Annotated in this window: 14 protein-coding genes; 9 read left to right on the top strand and 5 right to left on the bottom strand. The window is 65.1% G+C overall.

What is annotated here, in order from left to right; all coding sequences use genetic code 11:
• Nucleotides 1–178 precede the first annotated feature (178 nt).
• The 7 genes from QD228_RS14820 (at nucleotide 179) to xylB (ending at nucleotide 7,231) form a co-directional block, all read left to right on the top strand.
• On the top strand, nucleotides 179–1,066 hold the full coding sequence (locus QD228_RS14820) for a sugar ABC transporter permease (protein ID WP_043334545.1): 888 nt from the start codon (nucleotides 179–181) through the stop codon (nucleotides 1,064–1,066).
• 28 nt (nucleotides 1,067–1,094) lie between these two features.
• Nucleotides 1,095–1,982 (top strand): carbohydrate ABC transporter permease, encoded by an 888-nt coding sequence (locus tag QD228_RS14815; RefSeq protein ID WP_205632704.1) that lies wholly within the window; start codon nucleotides 1,095–1,097, stop codon nucleotides 1,980–1,982.
• Between the two features lie 90 nt (nucleotides 1,983–2,072).
• Entirely contained in the window at nucleotides 2,073–3,320 is a 1,248-nt protein-coding gene (ugpC, locus tag QD228_RS14810) for a sn-glycerol-3-phosphate ABC transporter ATP-binding protein UgpC (RefSeq protein WP_077372662.1), read from the top strand.
• A 26-nt stretch (nucleotides 3,321–3,346) separates the two neighbouring features.
• A complete protein-coding gene (locus QD228_RS14805; protein WP_240499560.1) occupies nucleotides 3,347–4,057 on the top strand; it encodes an HAD family phosphatase in 711 nt (236 codons plus the stop codon).
• A gap of 27 nt (nucleotides 4,058–4,084) precedes the next feature.
• Nucleotides 4,085–4,927: an L-iditol 2-dehydrogenase gene (locus tag QD228_RS14800; protein ID WP_279875981.1), complete on the top strand. Its 843-nt coding sequence runs from the start codon at nucleotides 4,085–4,087 to the stop codon at nucleotides 4,925–4,927.
• Nucleotides 4,928–4,987: 60 nt separating this feature from the next.
• Nucleotides 4,988–5,689 carry a nucleoside/nucleotide kinase family protein gene (locus QD228_RS14795; protein WP_307722823.1) on the top strand — a complete coding sequence of 234 codons (702 nt, stop codon included), beginning with the start codon at nucleotides 4,988–4,990 and terminating at the stop codon, nucleotides 5,687–5,689.
• A gap of 24 nt (nucleotides 5,690–5,713) precedes the next feature.
• On the top strand, nucleotides 5,714–7,231 hold the full coding sequence (xylB, locus tag QD228_RS14790) for a xylulokinase (protein WP_279875972.1): 1,518 nt from the start codon (nucleotides 5,714–5,716) through the stop codon (nucleotides 7,229–7,231).
• Nucleotides 7,232–7,419: 188 nt separating this feature from the next.
• Here the strand turns inward: xylB and mgrA are convergent, their stop codons facing one another.
• A complete protein-coding gene (gene mgrA / locus QD228_RS14785; RefSeq protein ID WP_054556771.1) occupies nucleotides 7,420–8,448 on the bottom strand; it encodes an L-glyceraldehyde 3-phosphate reductase in 1,029 nt (342 codons plus the stop codon).
• Nucleotides 8,449–8,640: 192 nt separating this feature from the next.
• Here mgrA and QD228_RS14780 point away from each other — a divergent pair, with 192 nt between their 5' ends.
• On the top strand, nucleotides 8,641–9,546 hold the full coding sequence (locus tag QD228_RS14780; RefSeq protein WP_279875971.1) for a LysR family transcriptional regulator: 906 nt from the start codon (nucleotides 8,641–8,643) through the stop codon (nucleotides 9,544–9,546).
• A 123-nt stretch (nucleotides 9,547–9,669) separates the two neighbouring features.
• Here QD228_RS14780 and QD228_RS14775 read toward each other — a convergent pair whose 3' ends face one another.
• From QD228_RS14775 to glcD, 4 genes are all read right to left on the bottom strand, one after another.
• Entirely contained in the window at nucleotides 9,670–10,077 is a 408-nt protein-coding gene (locus QD228_RS14775) for a heme-binding protein (RefSeq protein ID WP_077372671.1), read from the bottom strand.
• A 73-nt stretch (nucleotides 10,078–10,150) separates the two neighbouring features.
• Nucleotides 10,151–11,476 carry a glycolate oxidase subunit GlcF gene (gene glcF, locus QD228_RS14770; protein WP_279875970.1) on the bottom strand — a complete coding sequence of 442 codons (1,326 nt, stop codon included), beginning with the start codon at nucleotides 11,474–11,476 and terminating at the stop codon, nucleotides 10,151–10,153.
• Nucleotides 11,477–11,504: 28 nt separating this feature from the next.
• Complete coding sequence (glcE, locus tag QD228_RS14765; protein WP_279875969.1) at nucleotides 11,505–12,707, bottom strand: glycolate oxidase subunit GlcE; 1,203 nt, start codon at nucleotides 12,705–12,707, stop codon at nucleotides 11,505–11,507.
• Nucleotides 12,708–12,797: 90 nt separating this feature from the next.
• Complete coding sequence (gene glcD, locus QD228_RS14760) at nucleotides 12,798–14,297, bottom strand: glycolate oxidase subunit GlcD (RefSeq protein WP_136938139.1); 1,500 nt, start codon at nucleotides 14,295–14,297, stop codon at nucleotides 12,798–12,800.
• Between the two features lie 360 nt (nucleotides 14,298–14,657).
• Between glcD and glcC the strand changes: the two genes are divergently transcribed.
• A complete protein-coding gene (glcC, locus tag QD228_RS14755) occupies nucleotides 14,658–15,473 on the top strand; it encodes a transcriptional regulator GlcC (protein ID WP_217622018.1) in 816 nt (271 codons plus the stop codon).
• The last annotated feature ends 35 nt before the right edge of the window (nucleotides 15,474–15,508 follow it).

Here is a 15,508-nt window from a genome sequence, read left to right as displayed (position 1 = left end):
CCCGCCTTGCCTTGAGCCTCAACACGAATTGACTCGAAGCACGGCGGGAGCCCGTCCGGCACCCGCGGCAACCTCTTCCTCTCGAGACTCCTGCAACGCCCTCGCGGCGTGGCACGGCGAGCCTCGGCCTGAAGCCCACCGCATTGCCGGACTTCCTCACCGTATCGAAGGACTCACCATGCGCACGAGAGCATCCGGACGCACCGTCGGGGGATTGCGAACCCTGTCGCTGCAAGCCCCAGCCGTAAGCCTGTTGTTGATGTGGATGCTGGTACCACTGGTCATGACCCTGTGGTTCTCCTTCCAGCGTTACAACCTGATGATGCCGTCGGTGTCCGGTTTTGCCGGCGTCGACAACTATTACTATCTGCTGACCGACCCGTCCCTGTGGACGGCCATGGGCAATACCCTGCTGCTGGTGGGCTGGGTGCTGGTGGCCACCGTGGTCGGCGGTACGCTGCTGGCGGTATTGCTGCAGCAGGAATTCTTCGGGCGTGGCGTCGCGCGTCTGTTCGTGATCGCGCCGTTCTTCATCATGCCCACCGTGAGTGCGCTGGTGTGGAAGAACATGATGATGCACCCGGTCAACGGCATTCTGGCCTGGGTCGCCGGGCTGTTCGGTCTGCCGGCCATCGACTGGTTCGCCAGCCTGCCGCTGACCTCCATCGTGATCATCGTCACCTGGCAGTGGCTGCCGTTCGCGGTGTTGATCCTGCTGACCGCCATCCAGTCACTGGATGACGACCAGGTCGAGGCGGCACGCATGGACGGGGCAGGGCCGGTGGCGATCTTCTTCTACATCACCTTGCCGCACTTGAAGCGTGCCATCAGCGTGGTGGTGATGATCGAGATGATCTTCCTGCTGACCATCTTCGCCGAGATCTTCGTCACCACCTCCGGTGGTCCGGGGCTGGCCTCGACCAACCTGGCGTACCTGATCTACATCCGCGCCCTGCTGGACTTCGATGTAGGGGGTGCCTCCGCCGGTGGCGTGATCGCCATCATCCTGGCCAATATCGTGGCCTTCTTCCTGGTGCGTACCGTCGCCAAGAATCTCGAGAACTGATGACAAGCGCTCAGCACAGGGAGACTCAATGATGTCGACTTCAACTTCCAATTCCGTGGCCGCCGCCAGCGCAGCAGTGAGCGCCAGTCGTGCGCGCCGCAGCGTGATCAACAAGAAACTTGTCCTGACCCTGGTGGCCTGGACCATCGCGCTGGTGATGTTCTTCCCGATCTTCTGGATGATCCTCACCAGCTTCAAGACCGAGGCCGAGGCGATCGCCACGCCGCCGAGCCTGTTCTTCACGCCCAGCATCGAGGGCTATATCGAGATCCAGGCGCGTGCGGACTACTTCAAGTATGCCCTCAACAGCGTGGTGATCTCGCTGGGTGCCACGCTGCTGGCGTTGCTGATCGCGATTCCGTCCGCCTACTCGATGGCCTTCCTGCCCACCAAGCGCACCCAGGGCACGCTGCTGTGGATGCTCTCCACCAAGATGCTGCCGTCCGTGGGCGTGCTGCTGCCGGTCTACCTGATCTTCCGCGATCTGGGGCTGCTGGATAGCCGTACCGGCCTGATCATCATCTACATGCTGATGAACCTGCCGATCGTGGTCTGGATGCTCTACACCTTCTTCAAGGACATTCCCAAGGACATCCTGGAGGCCGGACGCATGGACGGCGCCAGCACGCTGCAGGAGATCTTCCATCTGCTGCTGCCGCTGACCCTGCCGGGCATCGCCTCCACCGGCCTGCTGTGCGTGATCCTGAGCTGGAACGAGGCGTTCTGGAGCCTGAATCTGACCACCTCCAACGCCGCACCGCTGACCGCCTACATCGCCTCCTTCTCCAGTCCTGAAGGGTTGTTCTGGGCCAAGCTCTCCGCGGCTTCCACGCTCGCCATCGCGCCGATCCTGATCTTCGGCTGGATGACCCAGAAGCAGATGGTTCGCGGCCTGACCTTCGGTGCCGTCAAGTAACGGCGCGCCATACGCATGTCGCCTTGATGCCATGCCACCCAAATTTTGCCATCACCTGCCCGAGGGCAGGTGCGGATAAGGAAACTTCCCATGTCCACACTCACGCTCAAGAACATCGTCAAGGAATTCACCTCCGGCAGTGGCGCCAGCGCCACGACGACCCAGGTCATCAAGGGGGTCGATCTGGAAGTGAAGGACCAGGAATTCGTGGTCTTCGTCGGCCCGTCCGGCTGCGGCAAGTCCACGCTGATGCGCATGATCGCCGGTCTCGAGAACGCGACGTCCGGTGACATCCTGATCGACGGCAATCGCATGAACGATGTCGGCCCGGCCGAGCGCGGCCTGGCGATGGTCTTCCAGAGCTATGCGCTCTACCCGCACATGACGGTGGGCGAGAACATGGGCTTCAGCCTCAAGCTCGCCGGCGTCTCCAAGGAAGAGCGTGCCGAGAAGGTCAACGCGGCCGCCGAGGTGCTGCAACTGGGTCCGCTGCTGGATCGCAAGCCCAAGGCACTGTCCGGTGGACAGCGTCAGCGTGTCGCCATCGGGCGTGCCATCGTGCGCAACCCGAGCATCTTCCTGTTCGATGAGCCGCTCTCCAACCTGGACGCCGCGCTGCGCGTGCAGATGCGCATCGAACTGGCGCGCCTGCATGCCGAGCTCAAGGCGACCATGATCTACGTGACCCACGATCAGGTCGAGGCCATGACCATGGCTGACAAGATCGTCGTGCTGCAGGGCGGTGTGGTCGAGCAGGTCGGCTCGCCGATGGAGCTCTACCATCACCCGCGCAATCGCTTCGTGGCCGGTTTCATCGGCTCACCGAAGATGAACTTCCTCGACCTCACCGTTACCTCCGTGGCGGTCGAAGGGGTCACGGTGCGTCTGCCGGATGGCAGTGAGCACCTGATTCCGGTCGTGAGTCAGACGGAAGACGGTGCCTCGGTGTGTGTCGGCGATACCCTGACGCTGGGCGTGCGGCCGGAGCATCTGGTGCTCGACGAGAATGGCCCGTTCACGGGTCAGATTCAGGTCATCGAGCGTCTGGGTGGGGTGACGTCGCTCTATCTGGCGACCCCGGACGGCTCCGGCGATGCGCCGATCGGCGGCCTCAAGTCTGACGAGCAGTCCGACAGCGGCTGGATTCTGATGGCGGATGGCGACGTCGACAGCCGTGTGGGAGACCGCATCCGCTACGGCTTCGAGACCGAGCGTGCGCACCTGTTCACCGCCGCGGGCCTGGCATTGCAGAATCTCAACCGTCACCCGCTGACCAGCCTGACGCGCCAGGACAATTCACTGTCCAGTGCCGGTGCCGCACAGGCAGCCCGCGCATGAACGGGAAGCCCGAGGAGGAGGCCGACATGAGTACACCCTTGCAGCAGGTGATCTTCGATTGTGATGGCGTGCTGGTGGACAGCGAGATACTGGCGGAGGAGGTGCTGTCACGTCAGTTGGGGGAATGGCTGCCGGACCTGGATACCGAGGCGGAGCTGCGTGCGGCGCTGGGCATGACCACTGATGCCATTCTGGGGCATCTGGAGGCCATGAGCGCACACACGCTGCCGCCGCAGGCGATGGAGCGCATCGATCACGCCATCGAGTCGCGTCTGGCCAGTGAGCTTGCGCCCATCCAGGGCATGGCGGAACTGCTGGGCGAGCTGATGACCCGGGGTCTGGCGGTGGCGATCGTCTCCAACAGCGCCGAGCGACGAGTGCGTGCCTCGCTGGCCGCCACGGGTCTGGATCGCTGGTTGGGAAAGGTGCCGCTGTTCACGGCCGAGCAGGTCGCACGGCCGAAACCTGCGCCGGATGTCTATCAGTTGGCACTGCGTCAGCTGGGGCGTGATGTCGAGGAATGCGTGGTGGTCGAGGACAGCCTGGCCGGTGTCAGCGCGGCGGTCGCGGCCGGCCTGCGCGTGATCGGCTTTACCGGTGCCGGACATATTCCGCCGGGGCATGCGCAGCGTCAGCAGGAGGCGGGTGCTTGGCAGAGCTGTGCGACCATGGAAGAGGTCAACGGTCTGATTCGCCAGCTGCATGCTGGACAGGCCAGTGACCTGAGCGCCACATGAGCACCGTCAGGGGGGTGACACATGCACATGACCTCAGGACGTACTGACAGTGACTCCGTGACGTCGCCGGTGTCCCGCAGTGCAAGGCTCAAGGGCAAGGTGGCCGTGGTCACGGGCGGTGCGGGAGGCATCGGTCTGGCCATCGCCACCCGGTATGTCGCGGAAGGTGCCTATGTGGCATTGGCAGACATCAATGGCGAGGCGGCCGAGCGTGCCGCGAAGCGACTGCGTGCACAGGCCGGGCCGCAGGCGCGGGTGCTGGCGGTGACGCTGGACGTGACCTCCAGCGTCTCGCGTCAGAGCATGCTGGAGTGCGTGCAGGCCCAGCTGGGCCCGATCGACATTCTGGTCAACAATGCGGCCGTCTTCGCCATGGCGCCGGTGCTTGAGGTCAGCGAAGGCATGTTGCGCCACCAGCTGGCGGTCAATGTCGAAGGGCTGTTCTTCACCCTGCAGGCGGTGGCCAGGACGATGGTCGAGCGCGGGCAGGGCGGCAAGATCATCAACATGGCCTCGCAGGCAGGGCGGCGGGGTGAGGCGCTGGTCAGCGCCTATTGCGCCTCCAAGGCGGCGGTGATCAGTCTCACCCAGTCCTGCGGGCTTGATCTCATCCGCCATGGCATCAATGTCAATGGCATCGCGCCGGGCGTGGTGGATACGCCGATGTGGGATCAGGTCGATGCGCTGTTTGCCCATCACGAACAGCGCCCGCTGGGAGAGAAGAAGCGGTTGGTCGGGGAGGCCGTGCCCTATGGGCGCATGGGGCTGCCGGATGACCACGCCGGCGCTGCGGTATTCCTGGCCTGTGAAGACAGTGATTTCGTCGTCGCCCAGACACTCAATGTCGACGGTGGCAACTGGATGAGCTAAGGATGAAAGACACCTTCCGTCCTGCTGCAAGCGGTGTGCATCCATGAATGAGGTAGTCACGTGACATCTTTACCCGATTCTCGCCTGGCCCACATGTCGCCCTCACTGGACGACATGGCCAGCCGTGTGCTGGCGGAACATGCCTCCAGTCAGCGCACACGTACCATCGTGGCCCTCGCCGGTCCGCCGGCGGCGGGCAAGTCGACGCTGTCGGAATCCCTGTGCGAGACCCTCAACGCGCTGGAACCCGGCATCGCCGTGGTGGTGCCGATGGATGGCTATCACTACGACAACGCCGTGCTGGCCCCTCTGGGGCTGCTCTACGTCAAGGGCGCTCCGGAGACCTTCGATGCGCGCGGGCTCTATCACGACCTCGTCAGGGTGCGCGCCGATGATGGCCCGGTGGCCGTGCCGGTGTTCGACCGCCCGCTGGATCTGGCGCGTGCCGGAGGCCGCGTGGTCGAGCCCCGTCATCGCATCGTGCTGGTCGAGGGCAACTATCTGCTGCTGCGCCACGCGCCCTGGGATGCATTGCTGGAATTGTTCGATATCCGCATCTTCCTGGACATCGAGGATGAGGTCCTGGTGCCGCGCCTGCTGCATCGCTGGCGCGAGATGGGCCAGGATGCGCGGGGTGCCCATGAGCGTACCCATCACAAGGACATGCTCAATGCGCATCTGATCAAGCAGGACTCGCTCAACGCCGACTGGCGCTGGCGTCTGGCGAACGACCCCATCGGCCCCGACGCGGATGACAGCTGAATGATGGATGGCAAGGAGAGCCGCATGTGGGTTGGCGTTGACTGTGGAACCCAGAGCACCAAGGTGGTGATTCTCGACCCGGACTTCGGGCGGATCGTGGCCCAGGGCCAGCGCAGTCATGCGCTGCAGGAAGGGGCCAACGGGCGCCGTGAGCAGGACCCGCTCGACTGGGTCGCCGCGCTGGAAGGTGCCTTCGATGAGGCACTGACCACCTCGCGGCTGGACCCGCTGCGCATCGAGGCGATCGGGGTGTCCGGTCAGCAGCATGGCATGGTGGTGTTGGATGAGGCGGGCGTGCCCCTTTATCCGGCCAAGCTGTGGTGTGATACCGAGACCCGCGAGCATAACGCCGCGTTGGTCGAGGCGCTGGGAGGAGAGGCGGGCTGTCTGGAGGCATTGGGACTGGTGCTGCAGACCGGTTACACCGCCTCCAAGCTCGCCTGGCTGCGTGAGCAGCATCCCGAGCGCTATCAGCGCATCGCCAGCATCCTGCTGCCGCATGACTATCTCAATTTCTGGCTGACCGGGGAGCATGTCGCCGAATATGGCGACGCTTCGGGCACCGGCTATTTCGATACCCGGCGCCGCTGCTGGCATCAGGATGTCTTCGCGCAGATCGCCCCGGAGCTTGATGCCCGGCGCGTGTTGCCCAGACTCATCGAATCCCATGAGCCCGCCGGGCATATCCGGCCCGAGATCGCCGCGCGCTTCGGACTGCGCCCGGATGTCGCCGTCTCCAGTGGTGGTGGGGACAACATGATGAGTGCCATCGGTACCGGCAACATCGCGCCGGGGCGCGTCACGCTGAGCATGGGCACCTCCGGCACGGTATGCGCGTGGTCAGCTCAGTATCCCGAGGGCTGTGACCCTCAGGTGGCTGCCTTCAGCGCCAGCGATGGCGGCTGGTTGCCGCTGGTGTGCACCATGAATGTCACCTCTGCCACCACACGGGTGCGCGAGATGTTCGGCTTCGACATCGATACCTTCTCCGCGCAGGTGGCAAGTGCGCCTCCCGGGGCCGAGGGCGTGCAGATCCTGCCGTTCTTCAATGGCGAGCGCGTGCCGATGCTGCCGCGTGCCCAGGCCAGTTTCCATGGGCTGGACAGCCGCAACACCACCCCGGCCAACCTGTGCCGCGCGACCATGGAAGGCGCAAGCTACGGCCTGCGCTACGCGCTTGAGTGCATGGGGCCGCTGGGCAGTGCGGCGCGCCAGATTCGGCTGGTGGGGGGAGGTGCCAAGAGCCCGCTGTGGCGTCAGATGCTGGCGGACATTCTCGACCTCGAGGTGGTCTGCCCGCAGGTGACCGAGGCCGCCGCATTGGGCGCCGCCATTCAGGCCGGCTGGTGTCTGCGCCAGCGGGACGCGCAGGGAGAGGGGCCCCGCAGCGAGACGCTGAAGGCGCTGTGTGATCGGCTGGTGGCGCTGGACCTGACGACCCACACCCAGCCCCAGCCCGAGGGAGTGGCCGCCTACCGCAAGGGCTATGCCGATTACCGCGCGCTGCTGGCCAGCGAGCACGGCATTCCCACCGGCGGCTGAATTCCTGCCATCAGCGCTTCAAGCCAGACAACATCGCCCCCGTCGAGACTCACTCGGCGGGGGCGATGTGTTTCAGGCACTTCACTGTATCAGTCTCAGCTCATACGTACGCTATCAGGCTCTCGTACGCTATCAGGCTCTATATTGCGTGCTTGAGCGAGAACTTGGATGCGAGCTTATGCACGAGCTTAGGCATTGGACGAGCGCGCCCATAGATTGACGCCGCCATCGACGGCGTAGCGGTCGATCTCATCAAGCTCCGCCTGGGTGAAGTCGAGGTGATCCAGCGCCTTGACGCAATCACTGACCTGCTGCGGACGGCTGGCGCCGATCAGTGCGGTGGTGACGCGGTTGCCGCGCAGTGCCCAGGCGAGCGCCATCTGCGCCAGCGACTGGCCACGCCGCTCGGCGATGGCATTGAGGGCGCGCACCCGCTCCAGGTTGTCCTCGGTGAGGTGGTCTTCCTTGATCGCCCCGCCACGTGCCAGGCGGCTGTCCTGTGGCACGCCGCCCAGATACTTGTCGGTCAGCACGCCCTGGGCCAGCGGCGAGAACACGATGGAGCCGATGCCCTCGTCATCGAGGGTGTCGAGCAGGCCGTCTTCCTCGATCCAGCGATTGATCATCGAGTAGCTGGGCTGATGGATGATGCACGGCGTGCCCAGCTCGCGCAGGATGGCGGCCGCTTCGCGGGTGCGCTGGGCATTGTAGGAGGAGATGCCCGCATAGAGCGCCTTGCCGGAACGCACGGCGCTGTCCAGCGCCCCCATCGTCTCTTCCAGCGGCGTGTCGGGGTCGAAGCGGTGCGAGTAGAAGATGTCGACGTAATCGAGATCCATGCGCTTGAGGCTCTGATCCAGACTCGAGAGCAGGTACTTGCGGCTGCCCCATTCGCCGTAGGGGCCAGGCCACATGTGATAGCCCGCCTTGGTGGAGATCACCATCTCATCGCGATAGCCGGCGAAGTCGCGCTTGAGCATGCGGCCGAACATTTCCTCGGCGCTGCCCGGGGGCGGCCCGTAGTTGTTGGCCAGATCAAAGTGGGTGATGCCCAGATCGAAGGCGGTGTGGCAGATGGCGCGCGCATTGTCTTCATGGGCGTTGTTGCCGAAGTTGTGCCAAAGCCCCAGTGACAGGCGGGGCAGTTTGAGGCCGCTCTTGCCGCAGCGCTGGTATTGCATGCGTTCGTAGCGATCTTCAGCCGGGGTATAGCGCATGGCGGAGTCCTTTCGCGAGTGAAGGCGGGGATGTCTCAGGGAGGAAATGACCTCGGATGACGCCTTCAGTCTAGGTCGCGTCTGTCGGTCTGATAAGTACATGCGAACGAATAGATTGTTCGCCATAGCGCACAATGCTGTGGCAGTCTCGATCCCTCCAATCCCGGTTAGCTGGCATGAGGAGCAGGCTGGATGCAGCATCACAAGCAGGTAGAGCGCCTGATGTTGTTCGCTCAGGTGGCGGAATCGCTCAGCTTCACGCAGGCGGCCAGGGTGCTGGGCATCTCGCGCGCCCATCTCTCCGAGCAGGTGCGGCGGCTTGAGCACGATATCGGGGCGCCCTTGCTGATTCGCACCACGCGGGCGGTGCGCCTGACCGAGGAGGGCGAGCGTATCCGCCAGCGCATGCAAGGCGTGCGCAGCGAGCTGCTGGCACTGGAGCGTGACCTCGAGCACGACCTCGAGCATGGGAGGGATCACCCACGACAGGGGTTCAGCGGCGTATTGCGCATCACTGCGCCGGTGCTGTTTGCCGAGCGCTATCTGATCGGGGTCTGCAATGCCTTCCAGGCCCGCCACCCGGCGGTCGAGCTGCGCCTGGACGTCAGTTACGAGAGTCATGATCTGACGCGCGAACCGTTTGACGTGGCGTTTCGCGCCACGCGCACGCCACCGGACAACCTGATCGCGCGGCGCCTGCTGGATTACGTCCACTGTTGCTGTGCCTCGCCCGAGTACCTTGCGGCGCAGGGCACCCCGCACACGGCCGCAGCACTTGCCGACCACCGTTGCCACCGCTGGGCCGGGCAATCCGGCTGGCCGCTGGCCAGTGGTGAGATAAGCCCCGCTGGCGGACTGGCGATCAATGATCATCGTCTGCTCAAGCAGCAGGCGCTGGATCACGCCGGCATCATCCGGGTCGCTCATTACCTGGTGGATCGTGAGCTGGCCGAGGGGCGTCTGGTACGTCTGCTGGCGCACGAGGAGGGCGAGCCCAACAGCATCTACATGCTCTATCCCCAGCGCCTGCCGCAGTCGGGCAAGCTGCGCGCCTTCATGGCGGCGGTGGAAGCCGCCATGCCACCTCGCAGTGCGTGACCGAAAGACACAGACGCAAGAGTGGCGTATGCAAAAAGACCGCCGTGCCCTGATGGGCGCGGCGGTCTTTTTAATCGCCTTTTATTCAGACCGGTGAGGCCTCTTGACCAGGCTGGCGGGGTCTCAGAGACCCAGTGCGGCGACCCCGGCCTTGGCGATCTGGGCATCCTGCTCCGGCTTGACGCCGGATACGCCGATGCTGCCGGCGATCTGGCCCTCGACCATCACCGGCACGCCGCCGCCCAGCATGCCTTCCAGCTCCGGCGCTGACAGGAAGGCGGTGCGTCCGCCGTTGATGGAGTCCTCGAACAGCTGGGTCTCGCGGCGCCCCAGGGCAGCGCTCTTGGCCTTTTGCTGGGCGAAGTAGCCGGTCATCGCCGGCGTGTCGTCCAGGCGACGCAGGCCCAGCGGGTGGCCGCCATCGTCGGCAACGGCGATGGAAACGGCCCAGCCGTTGGTCTCGGCTTCCTTCTGGGCGGCGTCCAGCATCTGATTGACGTCAGCGAGGGTCAGTACGTGGCGAGTGATCATCGGGCTTCCTTGGCAAGTGGTGCGAGTGAGTGAAAGTGACAGCAAGAGTAACAATAACAATAACGGTGAATCGTCATGCCTGCGGCAGCGTCTCGGGCAGGGCGTCATCCACCAGTTCGATCCAGTGACTGACCGGCGTGCGTCCGGCGCTCGAGAGATGCGTCTGACAGCCGATGTTGGCAGTGGCGATGCGCGCAGGCCCGTTGGCCTCCAGCGCCTCAAGCTTGCGGTCTCGCAGCTGGCGTGACAACTCCGGTTGCGTGATCGAGTAGGTGCCGGCGGAACCGCAGCACAGATGCCCCTCGGCGACCGGGGTCAGGGTGAAGCCCAGCGCGCGCAATATCTTCTCCACTTCACCGCCCAGACCCTGGGCATGTTGCAGGGTGCACGGGCAGTGGAAGGCCAGCGGCTGCGGGTCGGGGGAGGCGGCGGAAAGTGTCGGTCGGTCATCGCGGGCGATCTCCTCACCGAGCACCTCGACGATGTCACGCGCCAGGGCACTGACGCGCGCGGCGCGCTCAGCATAGTCCGGGTCATCGGCCAGCATCTCGCCATATTCCTTGACGAAGGCGCCGCAGCCACTGGCGGTCTGCACGATCGCTTCCGCGCCCGCCTCGATGGCCGGCCACCAGGCATCGATGTTGGCACGCATGCGCGCGCGCCCTGCCTGCTGGGCGTTGAGATGATAGTCGATGGCGCCGCAGCAGCCGGCCTCGCGGATCGGCGTGACGCCGATGCCGAAGCGCGCCAGCACACGGGCGGTGGCGGCGTTGATGTTGGGAGCCAGGCCCGGTTGCACGCAGCCCTCCAGCATCAGCACCTGGCGCGAAAGCGCCTGATCAGAAGGCGTCGCGGTGACGGGGACGGCCGGGTGCTCAGCGTGACGGTCGTGCTCGCGGGCCAGCGGGATCTTGTCGGCCAGCGCGCCCGGGGCGAGCGGGCGGAAGCGCACCCCGAGTGCCAGCAAGGCCTTGAAGCGAGCAGGCTCGACCAGCGCATGGCGCAGCCCGGTGCGCAGCAGGCGCTCACGCCAGGGGCGTCCGACGCGGCGTTCCAGTTCCTGACGGCCGATATCCAGCAGGGTGTGATATTGCACGCCTGACGGGCAGGTGGTCTCGCAGCTGCGACAGCTCAGGCAGCGATCCAGATGCTGCTGTGTCTCGCGGGTGATCTGCGTTGCCTGCTCGCGAACTGCCTCGTCGGGACTTTCGGGGTCGCTTTCCAGCAGCTGCTTGATCAGATAGATGCGTCCACGCGGTCCATCGCGCTCATCGCCCAGCAGCTGATAGGTCGGGCAGGTGGCATTGCAGAAGCCGCAATGCACACAGCTGCGCAGAACCTTGTCGGCTCGCTGGATGTGCGGCCTGGCAAGTGCGGCGTCACTGAAGTGGGTCTGCATTCAGGTGCGTCTCCCGTCATGAAGTGAATCACATCTCGGCATATAGACGACCGGGATTGAGGATGCCGTGAGGATCCAGCTGCTGCTTGAGCTGGAGGTGATAGCGGGCATTGATGGCAGCCAGTGGCATCAGTGGACTGTCCTCGGCAGCGACGGCTCCCGGGGTGTAGCAGATGGCATGGCCACCCAGCCGGCTGGCCAGCGAACGAACCCTGTCAGCAGGGGCGTCGCTGTAAAGCCAGCGCTGGGCGCCCGCCCAGTCACACAGCAGGTCGGCGTCCTCAAGATGACCCAGCAGCTCGCTGACGGCGGCTTGCCATTCGACGTGATCCAGTGCCAGCGGCAAGGACAGTCGCCACAGGGCCTGATGTGGCGCACGCGCGGTGAAGAAGGGCAGGCGGTGCTCACGCAACTCGGTCCAGTGCGCCGATGCCTGATCAGGCATCAACACTTCGCCGCCCAATTGCTCGCGCCCGGCCTGGACCGAACGCTCGCCCCCTTCCAGGCGCAGGGTGAGGCGACCGTCATGCCAGCTGGTCGCCGTGACCGGCAGCGGCGTGCGCCCCCAGGCATCCAGGCGAGTCAGCGCCTCGGCGAGACTGAGCTCCAGGCACAGCGATTCGCTCGCCACCGGGCGCGGCATCACCTTGAGCGAGACTTCGCTGATCACGCCCAGCGTGCCCTGGGCACCGCACATCAGGCGCGACAGGTCGTAGCCCGCCACGTTCTTCATCACTTCGCCGCCGAAGCGCAGCGCCTTGCCGTCGGCACTGATGATGCGCGTGCCCAGCACCAGGTCGCGCAGGCTGCCGCTCCAGGGGCGGCGTGGACCGCTGAGTCCAGAGGCGAGAGTGCCGCCGACGGTCGCTTCGGGGCCGAAGTGGGGCGGCTCGCAGCTCAGATGCTGGCCTTGTTCGGCGAGCACGGCCTCCAGCGTCGCCAGTGGTGTGCCGGCACGTACCGAGACCATCAGCTCCACGGGGTCATAGTGGGTGATGCCGTGGTGCGTGCGCATGTCCAGGACACCTTCGGCCTCGACATTACGCCCGAGAAAGGCCTTGCTGCCACTGCCGGCGATGCGCAGCGGGCGTCTCGCCTCATGGGCGGCGCGGACCTGCTCGCAAAGTGCCTCACTGGCATCGTGTTCCTGCCTGTGCTGGCTGGCGGCAGGTGTGGCGCACTCGGCATGGCTTGGCACCTGATCCTGGAGCGAATCATCTGGCTCTGGCATGGCATATCTCTATGAAGTGGCTATGAAGTGGCGATGAAGTGGCGAAAATCAGGTGGCAGAAGGTCTGGTGGCGGCGAATTCAAGAGCTGTCTAGAAACGCGGAAGCTCCGGATGTGGCAGCTGGTTGTGATGCACATGCATGGCACCGAATTCGGCACAGCGCGCCAGCGTCGGGATGTTCTTGCCGGGATTGAGCAGCCCGGTGGGGTCGAAGGCAGCCTTCACGGCATGGAAGACGCTGATCTCCTCGTGATTGAACTGCGCGCACATCTGGTTGATCTTCTCGCGGCCCACGCCATGTTCGCCGGTGATGCTGCCGCCGGCGGCCACGCACAGTTCCAGAATCCTGCCGCCGACCTCCTCGGCCAGCTCAAGCTCCCCGGGCTTGTTGGCATCGAACAGGATCAGCGGGTGCATGTTGCCGTCACCGGCATGGAAGACATTGGCCACCGCGAGCCCCGATTGGCGCGAGAGTTCGGCGATACCGTTGAGCACGGCGGGCAGTTCGCGGCGCGGGATGGTGCCATCCATGCAGTAATAATCGGGCGACATGCGACCCACGGCAGGGAAGGCATTCTTGCGTCCGGCCCAGAAGCGCGCGCGCTCGGCCTCATCACGGGCGAGCCGGATCTCGGTGGCACCGGCGCGTTCCAGCACCTCGCGAACCCGTGCGCAATCATCAACGACATCGGCCTCGGCACCATCCAGCTCGCAGAGCAGGATGGCCGCGGCCTCCACCGGATAGCCCGCGTGGATGAAGTCCTCGGCGGCGCGGATGGCGAGGTTGTCCATCATCTCGAGCCCGCCGGGGATGATGCCGCAGGCGATGATGTCGCCCACCGCACGGCCGGCCTTGTCGATATCGGCGAAGCTTGCCATCAGCACCTTGGCCGTCTCGGGGCGGGGCAGCAGACGCACCGTGACTTCCGTGACCACGCCCAGCATGCCTTCGGAGCCTGTCATCAGCGCCAGCAGGTCCAGTCCGGGGGAGTCAAGGCTGTCGGCGCCGATCGTCATCGCCTCGCCCTCGATGGTCAGCACCTCGAGCTTGAGCAGGTTGTGCACGGTGAGGCCGTACTTGAGACAGTGCACACCGCCGGCATTCTCGGCCACGTTGCCGCCGATGGAGCAGGCGATCTGCGAGGAGGGGTCCGGCGCGTAGTAGAGCCCGTATGGGGCGGCAGCTTCTGAAATGGCCAGGTTGCGCACCCCGGGTTGCAGGCGCGCGGTACGCGCATCGGGGTCGATCTCGAGAATGCGCGCCATGCGCGACATCACCAGCAGCACGCCTTGTTCCAGCGGCAAGGCGCCGCCGGAAAGGCCAGTGCCAGCACCGCGCGTGACCACCGGAACCCCCAGCGAGTGGCATTCGCGCAGCAGGGCGGCGACCTGTTCGACACGCTCGGGCAGCGCGACCAGCATCGGCATGACGCGATAGGCCGCCAGTCCATCACATTCGAAGGGATGCAGATCCTCTTCGCGATGCAGCAGGGTGAGGTCGGGCAGCAGCGTGGTGAGGTGCGCCAGTACCCGGGACTTGTCGTGCTGGGGGAGAGGGCCATCCAGCGTCGGGTCATACAGGATATTCATGCCATGCCTCCAGGAGAGTCCGGTACTCGCGATGCCGTGTCAGGTGTCCATTGCGCCGGTGATGCATGCGGCGTGTCGGGTGTGCAGGTCACGATGCGTGGGTGTGTCTCCAATCTGGCAGTGAGGGCTGCGCCTTGTCCATGCGAAGCCACAGTGGTCTGACCAGACATTCGTCTAGTTCATGTCATCGGGTATCGCTGCCGACAGGAGAGCTCGCTAGGGTAGAGAGCGTGGTCTGACCAGTGAGAAAGGCGGCAGTCTCCTTGCCGCATGTGGGCAGGCGAGCGGCAGACGAGAGACGAGCACCCCGGGAGAGGCCAGCCGGACTGGCTCGGCCGGTTCATCAGGGGAGGGGCAGGGATGCAGGTGTCAGAGAGAATGGCGTGCGGTGAGCAGCGTGCGCCGGAGCATGCGGCGGCGCGCCTCGAGCAGTTGATACTGGATGGTGTGCTCAAGCCGGGGCAGATGATTCCTTCGGAACGCAGGCTCTGTGAGCGACTGGGTATCTCACGCGCCTCGCTGCGCGAAGGGCTGAGGCTGTTGCGTGGCAAGGGCATCATCGAGACTCGCCACGGCAAGGGCTCCAGCGTCGCTCAGCTGTTGCCGAGCGGCGATATCAGTCCGTTGATGCACCTGTTTCGGGACCAGCCGCGCACCTTGTATGACCTGCTCGAGGTGCGCGCGCTGCTGGAGGGGCAGTCGGCGCGACTGGCCGCCCAGCGGGGCACGCCGGCGGATAGAGTACTGATCCGGCGTCATTACGAGGCAATGGCGGCCTGCGTGCGCGAGTATCCGCCGGACTTCCCGTCCTCAGCCCAGGGCGATGAGGTGCTGCCGGATGCCCAGCAGCTGGCGCGTCACGACCACGCCTTTCACCACGCCATCTGTGAGGCGTCCCACAATCCGGTGCTGGTGCATACGCTCAAGGGCATCAATGACCTGCTGCTCAGCTCGGTGTTCGCCTCGCTGCGCAATCTCTATCATCGGCCGATTCCCCGCGGCCAGATCAATGCTCAGCACACGGCCATCTATCGTGCGGTGATGGACCAGCAGCCGGACGCTGCCGAAAGAGCGGCGCTGGACCACCTGCACGGCATTCGCGACAGTCTGCGTGAGCTGGAAGCGGAAGATGAGCGGCTCATCCGCTCTGCCATGCGTCTGGAAGGCTTCGAGTAGCGCGCAGGGTTTGAGAGCTGGCCTTGAGAGCTGAT

Source organism: Cobetia sp. 3AK, from assembly GCF_029846335.1.
Taxonomy (GTDB): Bacteria; Pseudomonadota; Gammaproteobacteria; order Pseudomonadales; family Halomonadaceae; genus Cobetia; species Cobetia marina.
The sequence above is the reverse complement of the archived record's forward strand: the minus strand, read 5'-3'. Positions and strand labels throughout refer to the sequence as shown.

Bases quoted from the DNA above. Each gene is read 5' to 3' on its own strand.
- mgrA (WP_054556771.1), bottom strand. From the start codon at position 8,448: ATGCGCTATACCCCGGCTGAAGATCGCTACGAACGCATGCAATACCAG.
- ugpC (WP_077372662.1), top strand. From the start codon at position 2,073: ATGTCCACACTCACGCTCAAGAACATCGTCAAGGAATTCACCTCCGGC.
- glcD (WP_136938139.1), bottom strand. From the start codon at position 14,297: ATGAATATCCTGTATGACCCGACGCTGGATGGCCCTCTCCCCCAGCAC.
- QD228_RS14780 (WP_279875971.1), top strand. From the start codon at position 8,641: ATGCAGCATCACAAGCAGGTAGAGCGCCTGATGTTGTTCGCTCAGGTG.
- glcF (WP_279875970.1), bottom strand. From the start codon at position 11,476: ATGCAGACCCACTTCAGTGACGCCGCACTTGCCAGGCCGCACATCCAG.
- QD228_RS14775 (WP_077372671.1), bottom strand. From the start codon at position 10,077: ATGATCACTCGCCACGTACTGACCCTCGCTGACGTCAATCAGATGCTG.
- QD228_RS14805 (WP_240499560.1), top strand. From the start codon at position 3,347: ATGAGTACACCCTTGCAGCAGGTGATCTTCGATTGTGATGGCGTGCTG.
- QD228_RS14815 (WP_205632704.1), top strand. From the start codon at position 1,095: ATGATGTCGACTTCAACTTCCAATTCCGTGGCCGCCGCCAGCGCAGCA.
- glcE (WP_279875969.1), bottom strand. From the start codon at position 12,707: ATGCCAGAGCCAGATGATTCGCTCCAGGATCAGGTGCCAAGCCATGCC.
- QD228_RS14800 (WP_279875981.1), top strand. From the start codon at position 4,085: ATGACCTCAGGACGTACTGACAGTGACTCCGTGACGTCGCCGGTGTCC.
- xylB (WP_279875972.1), top strand. From the start codon at position 5,714: ATGTGGGTTGGCGTTGACTGTGGAACCCAGAGCACCAAGGTGGTGATT.
- QD228_RS14820 (WP_043334545.1), top strand. From the start codon at position 179: ATGCGCACGAGAGCATCCGGACGCACCGTCGGGGGATTGCGAACCCTG.
- glcC (WP_217622018.1), top strand. From the start codon at position 14,658: ATGCAGGTGTCAGAGAGAATGGCGTGCGGTGAGCAGCGTGCGCCGGAG.